The 17,708-nt window shown below is 62.1% G+C and carries 16 protein-coding genes; 9 read left to right on the top strand and 7 right to left on the bottom strand.

Annotated elements, in window-relative coordinates:
* Window positions 1–26 precede the first annotated feature (26 nt).
* Window positions 27–1,214, bottom strand: coding sequence for a stage II sporulation protein M (locus GRS80_RS19070; RefSeq protein ID WP_343161660.1), 1,188 nt, complete (start codon window positions 1,212–1,214; stop codon window positions 27–29).
* An 87-nt stretch (window positions 1,215–1,301) separates the two neighbouring features.
* On the opposite strand from GRS80_RS19070, the gene GRS80_RS19065 reads away from it, so the two are divergent.
* The gene (locus tag GRS80_RS19065) at window positions 1,302–2,210 is read left to right on the top strand and encodes an FkbM family methyltransferase (RefSeq protein ID WP_343161659.1); all 909 of its coding nucleotides are present in this window, start codon (window positions 1,302–1,304) and stop codon (window positions 2,208–2,210) included.
* Between the two features lie 144 nt (window positions 2,211–2,354).
* Here GRS80_RS19065 and GRS80_RS19060 read toward each other — a convergent pair whose 3' ends face one another.
* A complete protein-coding gene (locus tag GRS80_RS19060) occupies window positions 2,355–2,555 on the bottom strand; it encodes a hypothetical protein (RefSeq protein WP_160048912.1) in 201 nt (66 codons plus the stop codon).
* A gap of 488 nt (window positions 2,556–3,043) precedes the next feature.
* The gene (locus tag GRS80_RS19055) at window positions 3,044–4,285 is read right to left on the bottom strand and encodes a PQQ-binding-like beta-propeller repeat protein (RefSeq protein ID WP_200840427.1); all 1,242 of its coding nucleotides are present in this window, start codon (window positions 4,283–4,285) and stop codon (window positions 3,044–3,046) included.
* 185 nt (window positions 4,286–4,470) lie between these two features.
* Between GRS80_RS19055 and GRS80_RS19050 the strand changes: the two genes are divergently transcribed.
* Entirely contained in the window at window positions 4,471–4,992 is a 522-nt protein-coding gene (locus GRS80_RS19050; protein ID WP_160048911.1) for a hypothetical protein, read from the top strand.
* 60 nt (window positions 4,993–5,052) lie between these two features.
* Here GRS80_RS19050 and GRS80_RS19045 read toward each other — a convergent pair whose 3' ends face one another.
* A complete protein-coding gene (locus GRS80_RS19045) occupies window positions 5,053–5,733 on the bottom strand; it encodes a hypothetical protein (protein WP_343161658.1) in 681 nt (226 codons plus the stop codon).
* Between the two features lie 370 nt (window positions 5,734–6,103).
* Window positions 6,104–7,009 (bottom strand): helix-turn-helix domain-containing protein, encoded by a 906-nt coding sequence (locus tag GRS80_RS19040; RefSeq protein WP_160048910.1) that lies wholly within the window; start codon window positions 7,007–7,009, stop codon window positions 6,104–6,106.
* Window positions 7,010–7,158: 149 nt separating this feature from the next.
* On the opposite strand from GRS80_RS19040, the gene GRS80_RS19035 reads away from it, so the two are divergent.
* Window positions 7,159–8,451, top strand: a complete 1,293-nt coding sequence (locus GRS80_RS19035; RefSeq protein WP_160048909.1) for an amidohydrolase — start codon at window positions 7,159–7,161, stop codon at window positions 8,449–8,451.
* 129 nt (window positions 8,452–8,580) lie between these two features.
* On the opposite strand, the gene serA is transcribed toward GRS80_RS19035, so the two are convergent.
* Complete coding sequence (gene serA / locus GRS80_RS19030) at window positions 8,581–10,224, bottom strand: phosphoglycerate dehydrogenase (protein WP_160048908.1); 1,644 nt, start codon at window positions 10,222–10,224, stop codon at window positions 8,581–8,583.
* A 7-nt stretch (window positions 10,225–10,231) separates the two neighbouring features.
* On the bottom strand, window positions 10,232–11,401 hold the full coding sequence (gene trpB, locus GRS80_RS19025; protein ID WP_160048907.1) for a tryptophan synthase subunit beta: 1,170 nt from the start codon (window positions 11,399–11,401) through the stop codon (window positions 10,232–10,234).
* A gap of 478 nt (window positions 11,402–11,879) precedes the next feature.
* Between trpB and GRS80_RS19020 the strand changes: the two genes are divergently transcribed.
* From GRS80_RS19020 to GRS80_RS18995, 6 genes are all read left to right on the top strand, one after another.
* A complete protein-coding gene (locus GRS80_RS19020) occupies window positions 11,880–12,968 on the top strand; it encodes a nitrilase-related carbon-nitrogen hydrolase (RefSeq protein ID WP_149079577.1) in 1,089 nt (362 codons plus the stop codon).
* Between the two features lie 271 nt (window positions 12,969–13,239).
* The gene (locus GRS80_RS19015; protein WP_160048906.1) at window positions 13,240–14,394 is read left to right on the top strand and encodes an ABC transporter substrate-binding protein; all 1,155 of its coding nucleotides are present in this window, start codon (window positions 13,240–13,242) and stop codon (window positions 14,392–14,394) included.
* 13 nt (window positions 14,395–14,407) lie between these two features.
* A complete protein-coding gene (locus GRS80_RS19010; RefSeq protein WP_160048905.1) occupies window positions 14,408–15,127 on the top strand; it encodes an ABC transporter ATP-binding protein in 720 nt (239 codons plus the stop codon).
* Window positions 15,096–15,833: an ABC transporter ATP-binding protein gene (locus tag GRS80_RS19005; RefSeq protein ID WP_160048904.1), complete on the top strand. Its 738-nt coding sequence runs from the start codon at window positions 15,096–15,098 to the stop codon at window positions 15,831–15,833. The genes GRS80_RS19010 and GRS80_RS19005 overlap by 32 nt, the downstream gene beginning before the upstream one ends.
* Window position 15,834: 1 nt before the next feature.
* Window positions 15,835–16,707 carry a branched-chain amino acid ABC transporter permease gene (locus tag GRS80_RS19000; RefSeq protein WP_160048903.1) on the top strand — a complete coding sequence of 291 codons (873 nt, stop codon included), beginning with the start codon at window positions 15,835–15,837 and terminating at the stop codon, window positions 16,705–16,707.
* Entirely contained in the window at window positions 16,704–17,684 is a 981-nt protein-coding gene (locus GRS80_RS18995) for a branched-chain amino acid ABC transporter permease (RefSeq protein WP_160048902.1), read from the top strand. The genes GRS80_RS19000 and GRS80_RS18995 overlap by 4 nt, the downstream gene beginning before the upstream one ends.
* Window positions 17,685–17,708: the final 24 nt, after the last annotated feature.

The following is a 17,708-nucleotide window of genomic DNA, read 5'->3' as shown; positions in this document are numbered from 1 at the left end:
GTACGAGGGACGGAGTGGGACGCCGCTCACGGAGTCTGTGCGTCGTCCTCGAGACCCTCGAGCCGTTCGGCGAACAGCATCTCGAGCAGTTCGGGGGTGATGTAGGCTTCGACGAACGCCGCGAGGACGAGCATGAGCCAGGCGAAGACGACCAACGCGGTCGTCCGAAGCAGGTACGGCTTCGTCAGGAAGGCGTCGCGATAGCCGATGATCCGTTCGGCGAACCGATAGAGCAGACGGAACCCGACGCCGGCCGCGATAAACAGCGCAGCGAGTTCGAAGACGCCGTGTGGGACGAGCCCCACGATGACGTAATCAATACCGGTCTCGCCGACGAGCGCGCCGACGACGTTCCCGACGATGATTCCGTTGAACAGCATGATGGCTGCAGTGAGCACGCCCACCGAGAGCGCGCCGACGATCGACAGCAAGAACGGCTGGCTGTTGTTCACGATGAAAAAGCTCGCCGTCAACTCGAACTCCTCGTCCTCGAGTTCCGGAAACAGTTCCTCTTCGAGCAGTTCGAGGACGAGTTCGAACAGATTGACCCCCGCGAGCAAGAGCAGGAAACCGAGGACGATTCCGAACGCGAACAGCCCCGTCGAGAACCAGACGTATCGGCGGTGTTCGATCCAGGCCGCGTCGAGCCACTCGAGCAGCCAGGGGGCGCGCTGGACGGAGACGACCGCGATCGCGGCGAACGTGACGCCGACGACGATCGCACCGATCACCGGGAGAACGTCATCGCCCGTCGAGACGGTCACCGCGGCCGTGACGAACGAGACGACAGCCAGTCCAAGCAGGAGCACGGCCCAGTTTCTCACCGCGTTCGGCCCTGGGTCCGGCCCGCTGTCCGGATCGCGGTCGTCCGGATCCGGCGTCGATGGCGGCGGACTCGAGGTGGGCTCGGCATCTGTGTCGGCGTTCGAATCGGCGAGATCGACCGTGATCCGTCGTCTCTCGTCCCGTTCGCCGTCTCGAGTGGCGTGTTCCGTGTCCCATTCGGTTTCCGCCTCGGAGCGGTCGTCGTCGAAGCCGCCACGGCCGCCCGCTTCCCTCTCGTCGCCGTCAGTATCGTCTCCGGCGCCGTTCATGTACGTCCGTTCGACGATCCGGAGGATAAATCCGCCGACTGTTCCTCGCCTCGGTCGGATGCGGTACTCGACGACGCCTCGAGCGCTCGTGATCGCCACCGGCCAAGGGCGTTTCGACACTGCCGGGGCAGCTGCGACGGCCGCGTTCGTCGTCCGCGATCGCGGCGTCGACGATCCATTCGACGGCTCGGGCAGTCATCACTCGAGGTGACGTCGCCCGACGCCGTAGTCGTTGGTCCCGTTCTCGGGCGTCGCGGCGCGGCCGAACGTACAACTGCAGCCACGTCGTGGCACGGAACGACCGTGACCGACGGCGTGATCGAGACGATTCGACGGACGCGTACCGCCGCCGAGTGCCTCGGGAGGCGGGTATACCACCGAATCGCGGCCGTGAACTACGAACGCCGGCTGATCTCGAGACGAAACCGGACGCCAGCCGGGAGCGTTCGCTGTCTCGAGCCGATCAACCGCCACGGAACGGACGAGATGCTCGCCGAGCTAGACGATGTCTGCGGCCCCGACGCGGTCGTCTTCGACGTCGGTGCACACGTCGGAATCTACGCGCTCGCGCTCGCGAGTGGAACGCCGGACCGACGGGTGGTCGCGTTCGAACCGTCCCCGCCCGTCGTCGCTCGCCTCCGGGCAAACGTTCGCCTAAACTCTCTCGAGGACCGGATCGACGTCTACCCGATCGGGATCGGCAACGAGGACGGCGACCGCCCGTTCTATCGCTCATCGAACCCCGAACTCTCGGCGTTCGACCGGGCGAGTGCGACCCGCTGGGGCGGATCGGTGATCGACGTGCGACGAGTCCCGACCCGGACGCTCGACACGCTGGTCCTCGGCTCCGGGACGGCCCCGGAGGAACACGTCGACCTCGAGACGCCGGACTGTCCCGTGCCGGACGCGATCAAAATCGACGTCGAGGGAACGGCCCCTGCAGTCCTCCGCGGCGCTCGAGGCGTCCTCGAGCGCTTCCGTCCAGTCCTGTTCGTCGAGACCCACGACGCGGCGATCGATGGCGACGTTCCAGGGGAAACGAAGGGGGTACTCGAGGCGAACGGGTACGCCGCCGTCGAGCGATCCGGCTACTGGCGATGCGAGCCGAGACGGTGATAATGAACAGAAATCCGACCGTATCCGCCTGCGTGCTGGCCCCTGGGTGCGACCGACGTCGGACGAACCACTCGTCGGAACCGGCCGATAGGCGTCCGAACGGAAGTTGGGCCGGCGATCCTGGCACACCACCCGAGTCGGCGCTTATTCCGGATCCGACGACTCCGACCTCGAGTCGGGGAGTTTGGGGGCGACGCGACAGCCACAGGGATCCGCGACGGCCTCGGTCGGGCCGACGATCGTTCGCCGGACGATGGGTGTTCCACAGACGGGACACGGAGAGAGCGACCTCTCCTCGGGGTCGGGTCGATCTTCGACCACCGATCTCCTGACGCCGTCGCTCATCTGTTCCCCCGCGGACGGACGTGATCGTGACGCCGGCCGCCGTCGGTTGCGTGTCCAGCTGTCGCTACGTCGAGTTCCGGCGGCGTCGACGCTCGAGGGGTACGATGCGCCGGTCGTGCGGGACGTTTGTCTCCCGGTAGAATACACGAAATCATGCTTGCAAATCCCGCGATGGGGATTTGGGCGCCGCGTCTCGGGTTCGCTTTCACCGGGGCATTTCGGCGCGTGCCCCTCGCGACGCGTAGTGAGTGGCTTTCGCCCTAAATTCTGTCCTATATCGACTTATATCTACTGCTAACGAATCAGAATAAGACGTCGTGAGCGCGCTTTGGACGCTCCGTTCCAGTATCGGTCCTCGAGAACGACGTCGAGTCTGTGTGATACGGATTGCTGTACCTGTCTACCGACGCACCCGGAAGACGGGTCCCGGTTCGGCGGTACTGACGGACAGCAGACCGTATGAGGGCTCCGACTGGATGGAATAAGGGTTACTCGTCTTCGAGCGCGATAATCCGACGTCTGTTGACCGCGTAGAGGGTCCCGTCGCCGACGATCGGAGGCGACAGTGGTACCTGTGAGGGTTCGAAGCGAATGCGCTCGTCGCCCGTCGTCGCGTCGAAGCCGACCAGCGTGCGATCCATCTCGACGGCGTACACCATTCCGTCGGCGACGACGGGTTCGGTTTCTCGCTCGAACGGCGCCGACCACAGTTCCTCGCCCGTCTCGAGAGACAGCGCGTAGAACGTCTCGCGGCCGTCGCTCGCGTAGATCGTTCCGTCGGCGACGGCCGCCGTCCCCCCGACCGCGTTCCCCTCGAGGTCGCGGTACCAGATCGTCTCTCCGTCCTCGAGGTCGAGGAGCGCAACGCCGTTGCGGGAGGTGACGACGACGCCCTCGTCGGTCGGGACCGAGCACAGTTGCATCTGGTCGTCGCGTTCGCGTTGCCAGCGCACCGTCCCGTCCTCGCGGTCGTACGCGGTCACCTGGTGGGGCCAGTTGGCGACGTAGAGAGTATCACCGCGGATCGCGGGGCGGCTGTAGGAGACGCTGTAGACGGTGTCTTCCCTGTGGGTGACGCGCCAGCGCTCCGTCCCGTCGTTGGCGTTCAGCGCGACCAGATCGTTCGTGCCGGCTACCGGCGCGTAGATCGTTCCGTCGACTGCGACGGGGTCGACCGAGGGTCTGTGCTCGATCGACGCCGGCCGGGTGCCGTGGCCGGGTCCGTCCCACCGCCTGCCGTCGAGCCAGCGTCCGAGTCCTGGAAGCTGGATCCCGCCGGTACCGAGGCCGAAGATGCCGGCCGTCGACGTCACGGCGAGCGTGGGCGTCCGGTAGACCGACGGGTCGACGCGCGCCGGACTCGAGGTGTAGGGACCGCGATGGGCGAACCGACGCTCGCCGGTATCGGCCTCGAGGGCGAGCAGGCCCTCGCCGACGGCGTAGAGGGTGTCTCCGAGCCGGATCGGCGGTGCGGCCCCGCGGAACCACTCCGTCGACTCGTGGCTCCAGGCGACGCTGACGCCGTCGGTCGGCCCCGACGCGTCGGGATTGTAGCCGGTTCCCGCGGGGTCGTACTGGTACATCGGCCACTCGAGGGCGGCCGTGGCAGATTCCGTCTCCGCGGCGGAGTGCTCGCCGTCGGTGCTCTCCAGAGTGGCGCTCGCGGCTCCAACGCCGCCGACGAGGGCGACTCCCGCGCCAGCGAGAAGCTGTCGTCTGGTGGAGGGCATCGGCTCTCGGTTGAACGTGTCGCTCACGCACACGTTAGTCTACCGATCGGTTCCGCCGCGTCGGGGGAACCACTCTGATGCGTGGGAGCCGAGTTGGACGATCGGTCTCGAGGCCGGCCCAAACCCGGTTCGTGTCTCCCAGCCGGAACGAATGCGCTTTTATCGGTGACCGACCAATCGGTCGTATGGTCAGCCGCCGCCTCATCGCCCTCCTGAGCGTCGTCGCCCTCTTCGCAGTGGTGATCGGAATCGGTGCCGCGACGGGGACGCCCGAACCGATCCTGACGATCGAGAACGAAGACGACGTCGAGTACCACGTCACCGCCTACACCGTCGAGGACATGGACGAGGCGGGCTATCTCAACTTCGAGGTGACGACCGAAGACGGCGACCAACGGCTGGTGAGTTTCGCGGATCTCGTCTGGCCGAACTACGACCGGAACGTAACGCTCGTCGACGACGGCGTCAACAGCCACGAGGTCACCGTCGAGCCCGGCGAGAACGTTACGACGACCGTCGACGGCTGGGAACACGGCGACCAGACGATCTACATCATCGAGGAGGGCGAAGACAGGACCCACGCCTGGACGCTGACGAAGTCCTGTACCAGCCGCGGACAGGATCACACGATCAGCTTTTCGGAAGATTCCGGCCCCAGCAGTTCGACGATCTGTACGGGCGAGTTCGTTTCCTGGATGTTCCGGTAGCTCCGCGCTCTCGACGGTATCCGACTCGAGCAGACGGAATTACCTGATTCGCTCCGAAACTCACGCCGCCTGCGGCGTCGGCCGTTCGTCGATCCGTCGCCAGCCGAACTCGAGCCAGACGACGCTCGCCAGAAACAGCGCCATCCCGAAGACGTCGGCGATCCCGCCCCCGTGTGCGACGGCCGTGATGGGGACGCCGACGAGACCGAACAGGGGAACGAGCGGTGCGCCGGAACGCCGGTAACAGATGCCGATCGCGACGACCGCGACGAGCGACCCGGCGGTGCCGATCAGGGCCGCGCCGCCGACGATCGGATCGGTGACCATCGCGTCGACGGCCGTCGCGACGCCGTCCTGTTGTTCGGCCGGGAGCGTCTGTGTCTCCCTGATCAGAATCCCGGTCGCGATTCCGGCGATCGCTTCGAACCCGAGGTAGAATACGAGATAGATCGCGGCACCGATCCGGCCGATCGTCGCAACTGGCCCGCTGTATCCGTTCAGCAGGACGTAGAGGCTGATACCGAGCAGTCCGAACAGGGGCAACAACACGACGTGGATGTAATACCAGGTGTCGGCCACTGGCGCGAGCGACTCGTACATGTTTTCGCCGCCGTGGGGGTGGATCCACAACACAGCGCCGAGGGCCACCGGCGTCACGAGCAGGACGAGCCACCGACCGAGGAGTCTCGAGGTGGCGAACTCCCCGCCGCTTCCCGCCGTTTCGTCCGAGTATTCACTCACCGTCCACCACCTCCCGTGATCGCCGCCGGTCCTGGTTACAGATCCAAGTACCCTCCCAGGCGTCGACTGTCGGGTCGAACCGACCTATGCCACTGGGTCCGACCCTGTAGTGCAGGCCCGGGACGCCACCAGCAGCCGCCAGTTGTCCCCGTCTCGATACATTTGGTCGACGTTCGGTCGTCACCGGCATGTGCAATCGTGGCGACCTCCGCCGGACGAGCACGTAAGTGTTATCAAAGAATAGACACGTGTTCGGTCGCGTTCAAAACGATCGTTGAGTAGTTTCGGCGGAGTTCGACGGCGACGTCCGATCCACCGACCGATCCACCGGTGATCGCTCAACGATCGTTGAGTCGGGAACGTGATACGATCAGGCGTCGGGCACCGAATCGCGTCGGACGCGTTCGGCCCGGAGCACCGACAGGTCGTCGTCGGCCGTGAGTCGGAGCTCCGCCTCGTCGACGCGGTACGTTATCTCGTACTCGCCTTCCCCAACGCGCTCGCTCTGCCAGTCGCCGGACTCGAGTCGTCCCATCAGGTCGCGGAATTCGAGCGTTCGGACGTCGACCCCGTTGTCCCAGTGAAATCCCATCGACGCGGGGTGAGTCGCGAGCCAGATCGACGGCGGTCCGTGGACGACCCGCCAGCACTGGCGACAGCGCCCGCGGACGGACCACTCGAGGACGCTGTCGTCAGATCTGTCCTGAAACTCCAGGTCGACGGCCCCGCCACACTCGTCACAGACGTTCTCGCGAAACTGCCAGAACAGCGCCATTCTGCTCGCGTTCGCACTCGCCAACAACGACTCCGGATCGCGGTCTCGGATCTGTGCCGGCGTCACCTGCATCCCGTCCATCCGCCGGCCACAGTCGCCACACTCGCGAAGCAAGGCGAGGTCGTCGACGGTCACCCTGAGCGCATCGGCGTCACAGAACGGACACTGCCCGTCGACGTCGACCGGCTCGAACGCTACGTCCCCGGCGTACGCCCCCGACAGGAAGAGTCGGACGATGGATTCGCCCGCGAACGTGAACTGCCACCCCTCCTCGGTGTGGCGGAGGTACGTCCCGTCGAGTTTCTCTAGGTGGTAGGACAGCTGTGACGTCGAGTCGATGTCGACTCGCTCGTAGACGTCGGAAAAGGAGAGCACCGGCATCGGTTCGTCGGTGCCGAGTTCGACCCGATCGAGCGCCTCCGCGAACGCCCGGAGGATCGCGATGCGCGTCGGGTCCGCGAGGACGCCGAAGGCGTCGGCGGCTTCTTCCTCGTTCGGCATACAGCCGTGTTCCGTGGGGAGACCTATTATACCGTCGGACAGAACTATTTGAAGACTGGTCGCTCTACTTCGGCCGTCACCGCCCGCTCTGACGATCCGTCGACAGTCGACCGACAGTATAAGGCTTCCCGCTCGAGAACGGCTACGCGATGACGACGCTCTCGATCACCGGCGGACGGGTGTTGGGCCCGGACGCGACAGTAACGCGTGCCGACGTGCTTGTCGACCAGGATACCGGCGAGATCGTCGCGATCGGGGACGACCTCTCCGGCGAGGAGACCCTCGACGCGTCGAACGCGCTCGTGACGCCCGGATTCGTCAACGGCCACTCTCACGTCGCGATGACGCTCTTGCGAGGACACGCCGACGACAAACCCCTCGATTCCTGGCTCCGCGAGGACATCTGGCCCGTCGAGGCCGAACTCACCGCTGAGGACATCCGTATCGGTGCCGAACTCGGCGTCCTCGAGATGATCAAGTCAGGGACGACGGCGTTTTCGGACATGTACTTCGAGGTCGAGGAGATCGCCGACGTCGTCGACCAAGCGGGCGTTCGAGCGCTGCTCGGCTTTACCGCGATCACCGTCGGGAAAGACGACGAGGGGGCACGCGCCGACATGGAAGAGAGCCTCGAGATCGCTCGGAAACTCGACGGGAGGGCGGACGGCCGGATCAACACGACGTTCCAGCCCCACTCGCTGACGACCGTGAGCGAGGCGTACCTCGACGAGTTCGTTCCCAAAGCTCGCGAGGCCGGCGTCCCGATCCACTTCCACGCGAACGAGACGGTAAACGAGGTCGAGCCGATCGTCGACGAACACGGCGTCCGCCCGCTCGAGTATGCCACAGAGAAGGGGCTGCTCGAGCCCGAGGACTTCATCGCCCACGGCGTCCACGTCGACGAGCGCGAGATCGAGTTGTTAGCCGAGACCGACGCGAGCGTGATCCACTGCCCGGCCTCGAACATGAAGCTAGCGAGCGGAATGGCCCCCGTCCAGAAGCTCCTGGATGCGGGCGTGACCGTCGGGCTGGGAACCGACGGTGCGGCGTCGAACAACGACCTCTCGATGTTAGACGAGGCTCGTGACGCGGCGATGCTCGGCAAACTCGCCGCCGACGATGCGACCGCGGTCACCGCCGAGACCGTCGTTCGGATGATGACGCAGGGAAGCGCCGACGCGCTCGGACTCGACTCCGGCCAACTCGAGGAGGGCGCACCCGCCGACCTCGCCGTGATCGACCTCGAGTCGCCACACCTGACGCCACGTCACGATCTCGTGAGCCACCTCGTCTACGCGGCCGCGGCGTCGGACGTCAGACACACCGTCTGCGACGGGCAGGTGCTCATGCGCGACCGTGACGTTCTCACACTCGAGGAGTCGGCGGTACTCGAGCGAGCACAGGAGGCGGCGGTGGCGCTGGTGGGTCGGGCCGACGGCTGAGACGGATTGCTGTCTCGATCTTCCGGCACACCCGCCCTACGGCTCGTGGTTGTGTCGGCGCTGACGGACAGGAAACCACACGAGGGTAAACCGCCTCGAGTGAGAGCCTTGATCGTCCGATCCGATCGGCTACAGCTGTACTTCGTCGACGGCGTGAATCTCGTCGATATCTAGCAGATCCTCGTACGTTTCCGGTGTGGGCTCCGTGTCGATTACGATCACCATGATCGCTTGACCACCGATCGTCTCCCGGCTGTTGTACATGCCGGCGATGTTGATACTGTGCTGGCTGAGGATCGATCCGACGTGGCCGATAACGCCTGGCTCGTCGCTCCCTTTAAACAGGAGCATGTGTGACTCGAGGGGAACGTCGACGCGATGCTGTCCGATCCGAACGAGCGTCGGCGTCGACTCTCCGAAGACGGTCCCGGCGACGACCTGCTCGTCGCCGTTTCCGGTCCGGCCCGTGATTTTTATCAGGGAAGTGAAATCGTAGTCGACGTTCGTCGACTGTTCGACGACCTGGACGTTCCGTTTCTCCATGAGCCGCGAGGCGTTGACGATGTTTACCTGTCTGCCGAGGATTGGCGACAGATAGCCGGTCTGAACGGCCCTAGTGATCGGCTCAGTGTCTGCATCGGCGACCTCCCCGCTGTACGCGATCTCGAGTTCCTCGACGCGTTCGTCGACGATCTGGGTGAGCACCTGCCCCAGTTTCTCCGAGAGATCGACGTACGGCCGGATGTGCTCGGATTCGAGTGACGGGGCGTTCAGTGCGGTCGACGCCATCTCGCCGTTCAACACGGCGAGCACCTGATCTGCGATCGTCGTCGCGACCCCCCGCTGGGCTTCCGTCGTCGACGCACCGAGATGGGGTGTCGTGAGTACGTCGTCTGACTGCACGAGGGGATTATCCGGATCGGGGGGCTCCCGTTCGAATACGTCGATCGCTGCCCCGCCGATTTCGCCCGATTCGACGGCTGCCGCCAGTGCGTCTTCGTCGATGACGCCACCGCGAGAGGCGTTTACGACGTGTGTCGTCTCTTTCATCGCTTCGAACTCCGACGCACCGAGCAGATGGTGGGTTTCGTCGGTGTGTGGCGTGTGAACCGTTATGAAGTCCGCTCGTTCGACGACGTCGTCGAACGAACAGAGCTCACCACCGACGCTTTCGACGGGTTCCGGGCCGACGAACGGATCGTACGCGACGATGTCCATGCCGAGTGCGTTCGCGCGTCTCGCGACTTCGCTGCCGATTCGACCGAACCCGACGACACCGAGCGTCTTTCCTCGGATCTCCGTTCCGACGTACTCCGATTTGTTCCAGTCTCCCTCTGAGAGGTCGCTATCCGCTTGCGAAACGTTTCGTGCACTCGCCAGCAAGAGCGTAAGCGCGTGCTCTGCCGCTGCGACCGTGTTCGCTTCGGGTGCGTTCGCGACGATGACGCCTGCGTCGGTTGCCGCCTCGATATCGATGTTGTCGACGCCGACACCTGCTCGTCCGACGATCTTGAGGTTCCTCGCCGCATCGATAAGCGATGCCGAGACGTCGGTTCCGCTTCGAACGACCATCGCATCGTACTGGTCGATTACCTGGTGTAGTTCGTCCGACGATGCGTCGGTCCGAACGGTGACAGCACACGACTCTCTGAGTTGTTCGAGCCCTGCTTCTGCGATCGGATCGCAGATCAGAACCTGCGGTTGCTCCTGTGATCCCGCGAACTGATCGGTGACTGTGGGGTTTTCTCCCCCTGCCGGTTGATCGGATTGCATAACTGAACTATGCCAGATACTCGTTGGCGATCTTCTCGACGTCTTTGTCGCCTCGTCCGCTCAGGTTCACGAGGAGGACGTCGTCCTCGTCCATATCCTCGGCCACCTGCTTTGCGAGAGCGACGGCGTGACTCGTCTCGAGGGCGGGAACGATACCCTCGTGCTCACAGAGATCCTGGAAGGCCTCGAGTGCGTCTTCGTCGACGACACCGTGGTACGAACATCGGCCGGTTTCGCTGTAGTTCGCGTGTTCCGGTCCAACGCCGGGGTAGTCGAGTCCGGCAGCGACGGAGTGGACTTCGACGTCGTCGTCGATTACCCGGGTCCGCATTCCCTGGTACACCTCCTCTTTTCCGCTCGAAAGCGGTGCGGCGTGCTGGCCGCTGTCGAGACCTTTCCCGGCCGCCTCTGCGCCGTAGAAATCGACCTCTTCGTCGTCGTAGAACGGGTGGAACAGCCCCATGGCGTTCGACCCGCCGCCGACACAGGCGACGGCAGCGTCCGGTAGCGTCCCCTCTTGCTCGAGGATCTGTTCCCGCGCTTCCTCACCGAGTACCGACTGGAAGTCACGGACCATCCGTGGCCACGGGTCCGGACCGACGACCGATCCGACCAGATAGTGAGTGTCGTCGAAGTTCTCGATCAGGTCTTCCAGGGCTGCGTCGACCGCGTCCGCGAGCCCGGCTCCGCCGCGCGTCACTTCGTTGAGGGTTGCCCCCATCTGCTCCATCCGGAAGGCGTTCATCTGCTGACGCTCGACGTCCTTTTTCCCCTGGTAGATCTCGGTTTCGATCCCTGTGAGCGCGCCGACGATCGCGGTCGCCGTTCCGTGCTGGCCGGCACCGGTCTCGGCGATCAGCCGCTCTTTCCCCGCGTGTTTCGCCATCAACGCCTGGCCGATCGCGTTGTTGAGTTTGTGTGCACCGCCATGCATCAGATCCTCTCGTTTGAGGTAGATTTTCGCCCCGTACTTCTCGGACAGGCTTGATGCGTGGTAAAGCGGCGTTGGCCGTCCGGCGAAATCGCGAAGTAGTTCGTCTAGCTCCGCTTGAAATTCGTCATCGTCTTTGACACGGTCGTACTCGTCGGCGAGATCCTCGAGTACATCCTCTAGCGGTTCTGGAACGTATCGTCCACCGAATTGCCCGAACGTCTGCTGGGAGTTATCAAGGGCCATAATATGACTCCATGTGCATATCATATATAAATCTGCGTCAACATTGGTGGATCTTTACTTTCAACAGCGGCCAGAACTGTTCGTTGTTTACCGGAGTCCGGTAAAAGTTGACAACGACCCTACATAGTGCAGCGTCGCTTCGTCAGGTGGGACGTTGCCACGTCGAACTCGTCGATGGGGGCCGCTTGAACGATCGGGCGCTCGCGGGAAGCCCACGCTGGCGGATCAGCAACGATCTCGTCGAACACTGCGCTCTGGGACGTACTCAAGGCGGAGTCGTTGCGGTCTTCACGTCCCACGCCTGCACTGGTGTACGAAATCGACGCCTACTGTGTGGGTTCGCTCACCAGACGACGATTGAGTTGGTACTGAGTAGTGGGTGCCTACTCGAGGGTAGTATTTCATCGTTCTGAGAAATATAGGAAAGATTCCATATTACCCTGGGATATATTACGAATGCTAAGTTATAGCGGGACGCATGTCACGGATCGAAAAATACATGGCTGTCGGCCTTTCGCCGACTGTCTGGGGCGCTGAAGAACGAAGCGACATCCAAAAGAATCTAGATCATATCCATGAAACTCTCTCGGCGGCGACGTGGTTGAGCGGTGTCGATCTCCCGGTCAAACTCGCGGTAATCCCCGAGGGGGGGCTCCAGGGGTTTACCGACGAAATAATGGATATGGATCACACCGAGTATCGCGAGAATATCGCGATCGACATCCCCGGCGAAGAGACGGATACCCTCGGTGAGTACGCAAAGGAGTTCGATATCTACATCGTCGCCTCGGCCAAGGAGAAATCGCCGGAGTACGAGGACAAGTTCGTCAACACTGCGTTCGTCATCGACCCGAACGGGGACGTCATCCTCAAACACCGGAAGAACACGCCACTGCTCCCGGTCGAACGATCGGTAGCGCCCCACGACGTCTGGGACGACTGGGTCGAAGAAAACGGGAAGGACCTCGATTCGTTTTTCCCGGTCGTCGATACCGACATCGGGCGGATCGGCATCTCGCTCGCTATCGAGGGAGCGTACCCCGAATACGCCCGCGGCCTCGCTATGAACGGTGCCGAGGTCGTCTGTCGAATCGCGTGTCCCGAACCGCTCGTCGCGAACGAAGCCTGGGAGATCCAGAACAAGGCCCGGGCTCTCGACAACAGCATGTACGTCGTCGCTCCGAATCTCGGGACCTACTATCTCACCCCCGACACGGAGACGCCGGTCGACACGTTCGGCGGCGGATCGATGATCCTCAACCACAAAGGAAAGACGATCTCCGAACACGATTACGGCGGCGGCTCGTCGTACTGTGCCGGCGTCATCGACATCGAGGGACTTCGCGAGTTCCGGTACCGATCGCCGCTGATGAACTGGATGAAAGATCTCCGGACCGAACTCTGTGAGGTCGTGTACGATCGCGAACTGTACCCCAAGAACCTCTGGCTCGATCGAACGCCGGTCAAACACGACGAATACGAGGAAGAAGTGACCGAAAAGCGAATCGAGGATATGGTCGAGAAAGACATCTGGGTCCCACCCTACTGGGAGCGGTCCGACGAATAGCTGGGACAGTGTCGCGGGAACGATCGGTAATGACGATATACCGATAAAATCTCCGGTTTAGACGAGGATCACGGCGTGACAGATCCGCTCGGTGGATCAGCAGACTATCAATGTAGGTGACGTATTCGATACCCGTGGCTGACGACGTGACCACGGGTGACGAAATCAAGTCCTGTGTGCCAGGAGTTTTCACAGGCGTACATTTGTGTCGGTCAATGAGTTCATGGATTCGGTGAAGCTTTATTGATGATGGTGAGACTGTACCAATACAATGGTTAACAGGAGGCATGTAATCCAGGCGACAGCACTCGCCGGCGTCGGTACCATCGCCGGCTGTATGGGCGGGTTCGACGACGACGAATACCAGCGGACGATCGGAATGCCGACCCCACAGTCGGGACCACTCGCCACCGACGGCGAGGCCGGACTCCGGGCATCGGACGTCGCAATCGCGGAGATCAACGAAGAACTGGACGAGGAAATAACACTCGAGCAACAGGACGGTGAAGCGAACCCGGAGATCGCACTCGGCGTCGCACGTGATCTGAACGACGAGGGGGTGCCAGCCATTACGGGAACGTTCTCGAGTGACGTCTCGATGGCGCTCAGCGACTTCGCCGAGAACGAAGAGATACCGTTCATGACGGCCATCTCCGTCGATCCGGAAATCGTCGAACCGGGCGACGACTACACGTTCCGGATGACCGGAAACACGACACAGAAGCTACGAGGAATGTCGGAGTTTCTCGAGCAAGAGGACGTATCGGGGATCGGTGTCATCGCGGCTGACTACGCGATGGGGCGATCCGCAGTCGAATTCATGGAACAAGAGGCTGGCGACTACGGGATGGATCTGGTGTCCGACGCCGTCGTTCCGATGGCGACCGACGATTTCACCCCGGAGCTACAGGGAATCGACACCGACGAGATAGACGCACTCTTTTGTCCGTTCCCCGGCGGGAACGGCCCGACGCTCGTCCGACAGATGCGCGAGCAGGATATCTTCGAGGAGGTCGATATCGTGATCGGACACGACTCGTACGGAATGGAAGCCTACCGGGACGCGCTCGGCGATAATCTCGTCGATATGTACAACTGGGGGGTTGACCTCGAAAACGAGCGTGCCAGACAGGCATCCGAACGAATGCAAGAGGAGTTCGGCGTTCGCATGGACGCGCTTAGCCTCCCCAACTACGACGCGGTTCACATGTTGGCTCAGGTGATCGACGAGCAGGATTCGCTCGACCCACAGAGCGTCCGGGACGGTCTCGCGGAGATCGAGTACGAATCGGCGTCGGGCTGGGACGTCAGCTTCGACGAGAACGGGGACAACGAGGCCTTCCAGATGATCGTTAGCAGATGGGAGCAAGATGGTGACGAGATGAGGAACGTCGTCCAGTATACGAGCGACGTCGTCGAGCCGTAACTACGAGAGTTCCATGAAGCAGGTACTAACGTTGGAAAATGTAACGAAGACGTTCGGTGGCATCGTCGCGCTCAATGAGTTCGAGGGATCCGTCGAGGAGGGCGAGATCACGGGACTTATCGGGCCAAACGGGGCGGGGAAGACGACACTGTTCAACGTGATTACCGGCGTTCTCAGTCCCGATTCGGGCACGGTCCGCTTTCGAGGCGAGGACGTGACACAGGACAGTCCACATCGGATCTGTCGGAAAGGAATTGCACGAACGTTTCAGACGCCGAAACCCATTGGATCTCTGACAGTTGAAAAGAACCTGCGGGCAGCGTACCGGTTTGGCGAACCCGATCCAGCTGTCAGCGAAGAGGAACGGTACCAGCAGACGCTCGATCTCTTCGACCTCCGGGAGAACGAGGACGTCCGCGCCGAGAATCTGCAGCTGATCGAACAGAAACACGTTGACGTGGGCCGAGCGTTGATGTCCGACCCCGCGTTGTTGTTGCTCGACGAGATAATGGCAGGCCTCACGCCGACGGAGAAAGTCAACATGTGTGAGACGATCGAACGGATCAACAGCGAGTTCGACATTTCAGTACTGCTCATCGAACACGATCTGAAACGGATCCGGTCGATTTCGGACACGATCATCGCGATGAACGATGGAACGCACCTGCTTACCGGCACTCCAACGGAGGTGTTAGCAAACGATGGGCTCCGAGAAGCATACATCGGAACGTAACGTCCTCGAGGCGAACGGGATCTCGGCCGGATACGGTGAAGCACAGGTGCTTCGAGATCTCTCTTTCGAGTTACAAGAGGGGGAAATACTGTCGATCGTCGGTCCGAACGGCGCTGGCAAAACGACGCTGATGCGCGTTCTCATGGGACTGATCACACCGACGGACGGATCCGTTCGGCTTTACGGCGATCAGATCACCGGTATACCGGCTCACGAACGTCTCGGTCACGGGTTAGCACTCGTTTCCGAGGAACGAAACTTGTTCCGAGAGATGTCTGTAAAGGAGAATTTAGTTATGGGGTCGTACGCCGAACGCGGGAAGGATCGAGACGAACGAATCGAGCGCGTCTTCGAACTGTTTCCGCGCCTCGAGGAACGCCAGGACCAGCATGCGGGTACCCTCAGTGGTGGCGAGGCACAGATGCTCGCCATCGGGCGAAGTCTGATGACCGACATCCGAATTCTCATGCTCGACGAACCGTCGCTCGGACTCGCACCGAAGCTAGTGCCGGAACTGTTCGATAAGATACGGGAGATCAACGACGACGGAATATCGATCGTTCTCGTCGAACAACGCGCACAGGAGGCGTTACAGCTCGCGGATTCGGGCTGTCTCCTCGAGAACGGGGCGATCGTTCACCGTGGTGCGGCGGCGGAGATGCTTGACGACGAGGACGTGATAGAAAAGTATCTCGGAGGTGCGTGAGATGGTCCTCTCGATCGAACAGCTCGTGTTCATCGTCGGAAACGGGCTGATTTTCGGAAGTATCCTCGCTCTGGTTGCAGTCGGCCTCTCGCTGATCTTCGGCGTTCTCGACGTTCCGAACTTCGCCCAGGGGGAGTTTGCCAGCGTAACCGGGTTCGTGATCGTCGGACTGGTCGGGTTGGGTATCGGGCTGGTTCCGAGTATCATCGCGGGAATCGTCTTTGCCTTCGTCGCGGGCGTCGCAGTCGAGAGATTGGTGATCTCGAAGTTCTACGGCCGTGATGAGTTCCTCCTGTTGACGTTCTTCGCGACGTTCGGTATCACGATAATCTCGGAGAACGTCTTACGTCAGATATTCGGCGGCTTTCGACAGATACCGGGCCCGGACATTGGAAGCATTGTCGTCGCGGGCACGTCGGTGAACTTGCTTCGTCCCGCTGCCGGCGCAATCGCAGTGGGGATGCTCATCGGACTCTACATCTTCACCCGTTACACGTACATGGGGTTGGCGATGCGCGCGGTCGCTGACGACCGCCGCGGTGCCGAGATGATCGGCGTAAACTACGAGCGCATCTACATGCTTACGTTCGGTATCGGAGCCGTCCTCACCGGTATATCGGGCGTTCTCTACGGAATGTTGTTCACCCTCTCGCCGACGTCGGGCGTCGCCTTGACGGCGTTCGCGTTTACGATCGTCGTTGTCGGTGGCGTCGGTAGTTTCTTCGGAACGATTCTCGCGAGTCTGTTGATCGGTCTCGTGGATAGCTTCACCGCGACGATGGTCGGCAGCAGGTGGCGGTTCTTCGCGATCTTTGCCGTTCTGTTCATCGTACTGGTTCTCCGACCCGAGGGACTGCGAGGTGGTAGCACATGAGCCGCTTCGAAATGCTCGAGCGAATGGTTGACAATCGGTTGTTCGACACGATCAAGGCACACCGGACGACGGTCGGTGCCGTCGTCGTTGCGATCGCAGTGTTGATCCCGTTTTTGGTCCCCTCGGCGCTCCTATTCGACCTGACGCTGGTTTTCATCTACGGGATGCTCGCTTTCTCTGCGATCCTCCCGATCGGGTATGCGGGTCAGTTGATCCTCGCACAGGGCGCGTTCTTCGGCGTCGGTGCGTACTCGTTCGTCAAGCTGACCGAGGCCGGTCTTCCGCCCGTCGTAGCGATACTCATCGCGACGGCGTTCACTGGGGCGGTGGCGTATCTACTGGGGAAGCCCGCCACGCGGGCGAGTGGCATCTACCTCGGCATCATCACCCTGGCGTTCAACGAGCTGTTCGTCAACTTCCTCGAGCTGTTCCCCGACTTCACGGGTGGTAGTACGGGACTCTCCGCGCCCTCGCTGTTCCCCTCGGTTATGACCGCTATGATCCCGGGTGACGTCCTGTACTACTACCTCCTGTTGCTCGTCTACATCGGGACGGTCGTTTTCTTCTACCGGTTACTTCACTCCGAGTTCGGCTGGGCGCTACTGACGATCAAGGAAGATCCCGTCCTGGCCGAGTCGATCGGGATCGACGCACAGCGGTACCGCTTGCTCTCGTTTACGTCGGCTGGACTCATCTGTGGGCTTGCCGGAGGTCTCTTTGCACCGTTCAACGGCTACCTCTCCCCGCCGATGTTCGACTTACACCGCACGATCGACATCATTCTTGCCGGGGTCGCCGGCGGGTTGACCACGCCGATCGGTAGCATCTTCGGTGGGTTGATCGTCGTGCTCGTTCCGGAGTTCCTCCGCTTTATAGCCGAAATCAGACTAATTATCTACGGGGTGTTGCTCATCCTGTTGTTGATGTACCTTCCCGAAGGGATCGGCGGCTGGCTCAGAGAGAAGTGGGAACAGTAGCCGCTCGTTCCGCTTTCGGGCGTA

The organism is Natrialba sp. INN-245 (assembly GCF_009807105.1).
GTDB lineage: Archaea > Halobacteriota > Halobacteria > Halobacteriales > Natrialbaceae > Natrarchaeobius > Natrarchaeobius swarupiae.
The sequence above is the reverse complement of the archived record's forward strand: the minus strand, read 5'-3'. Positions and strand labels throughout refer to the sequence as shown.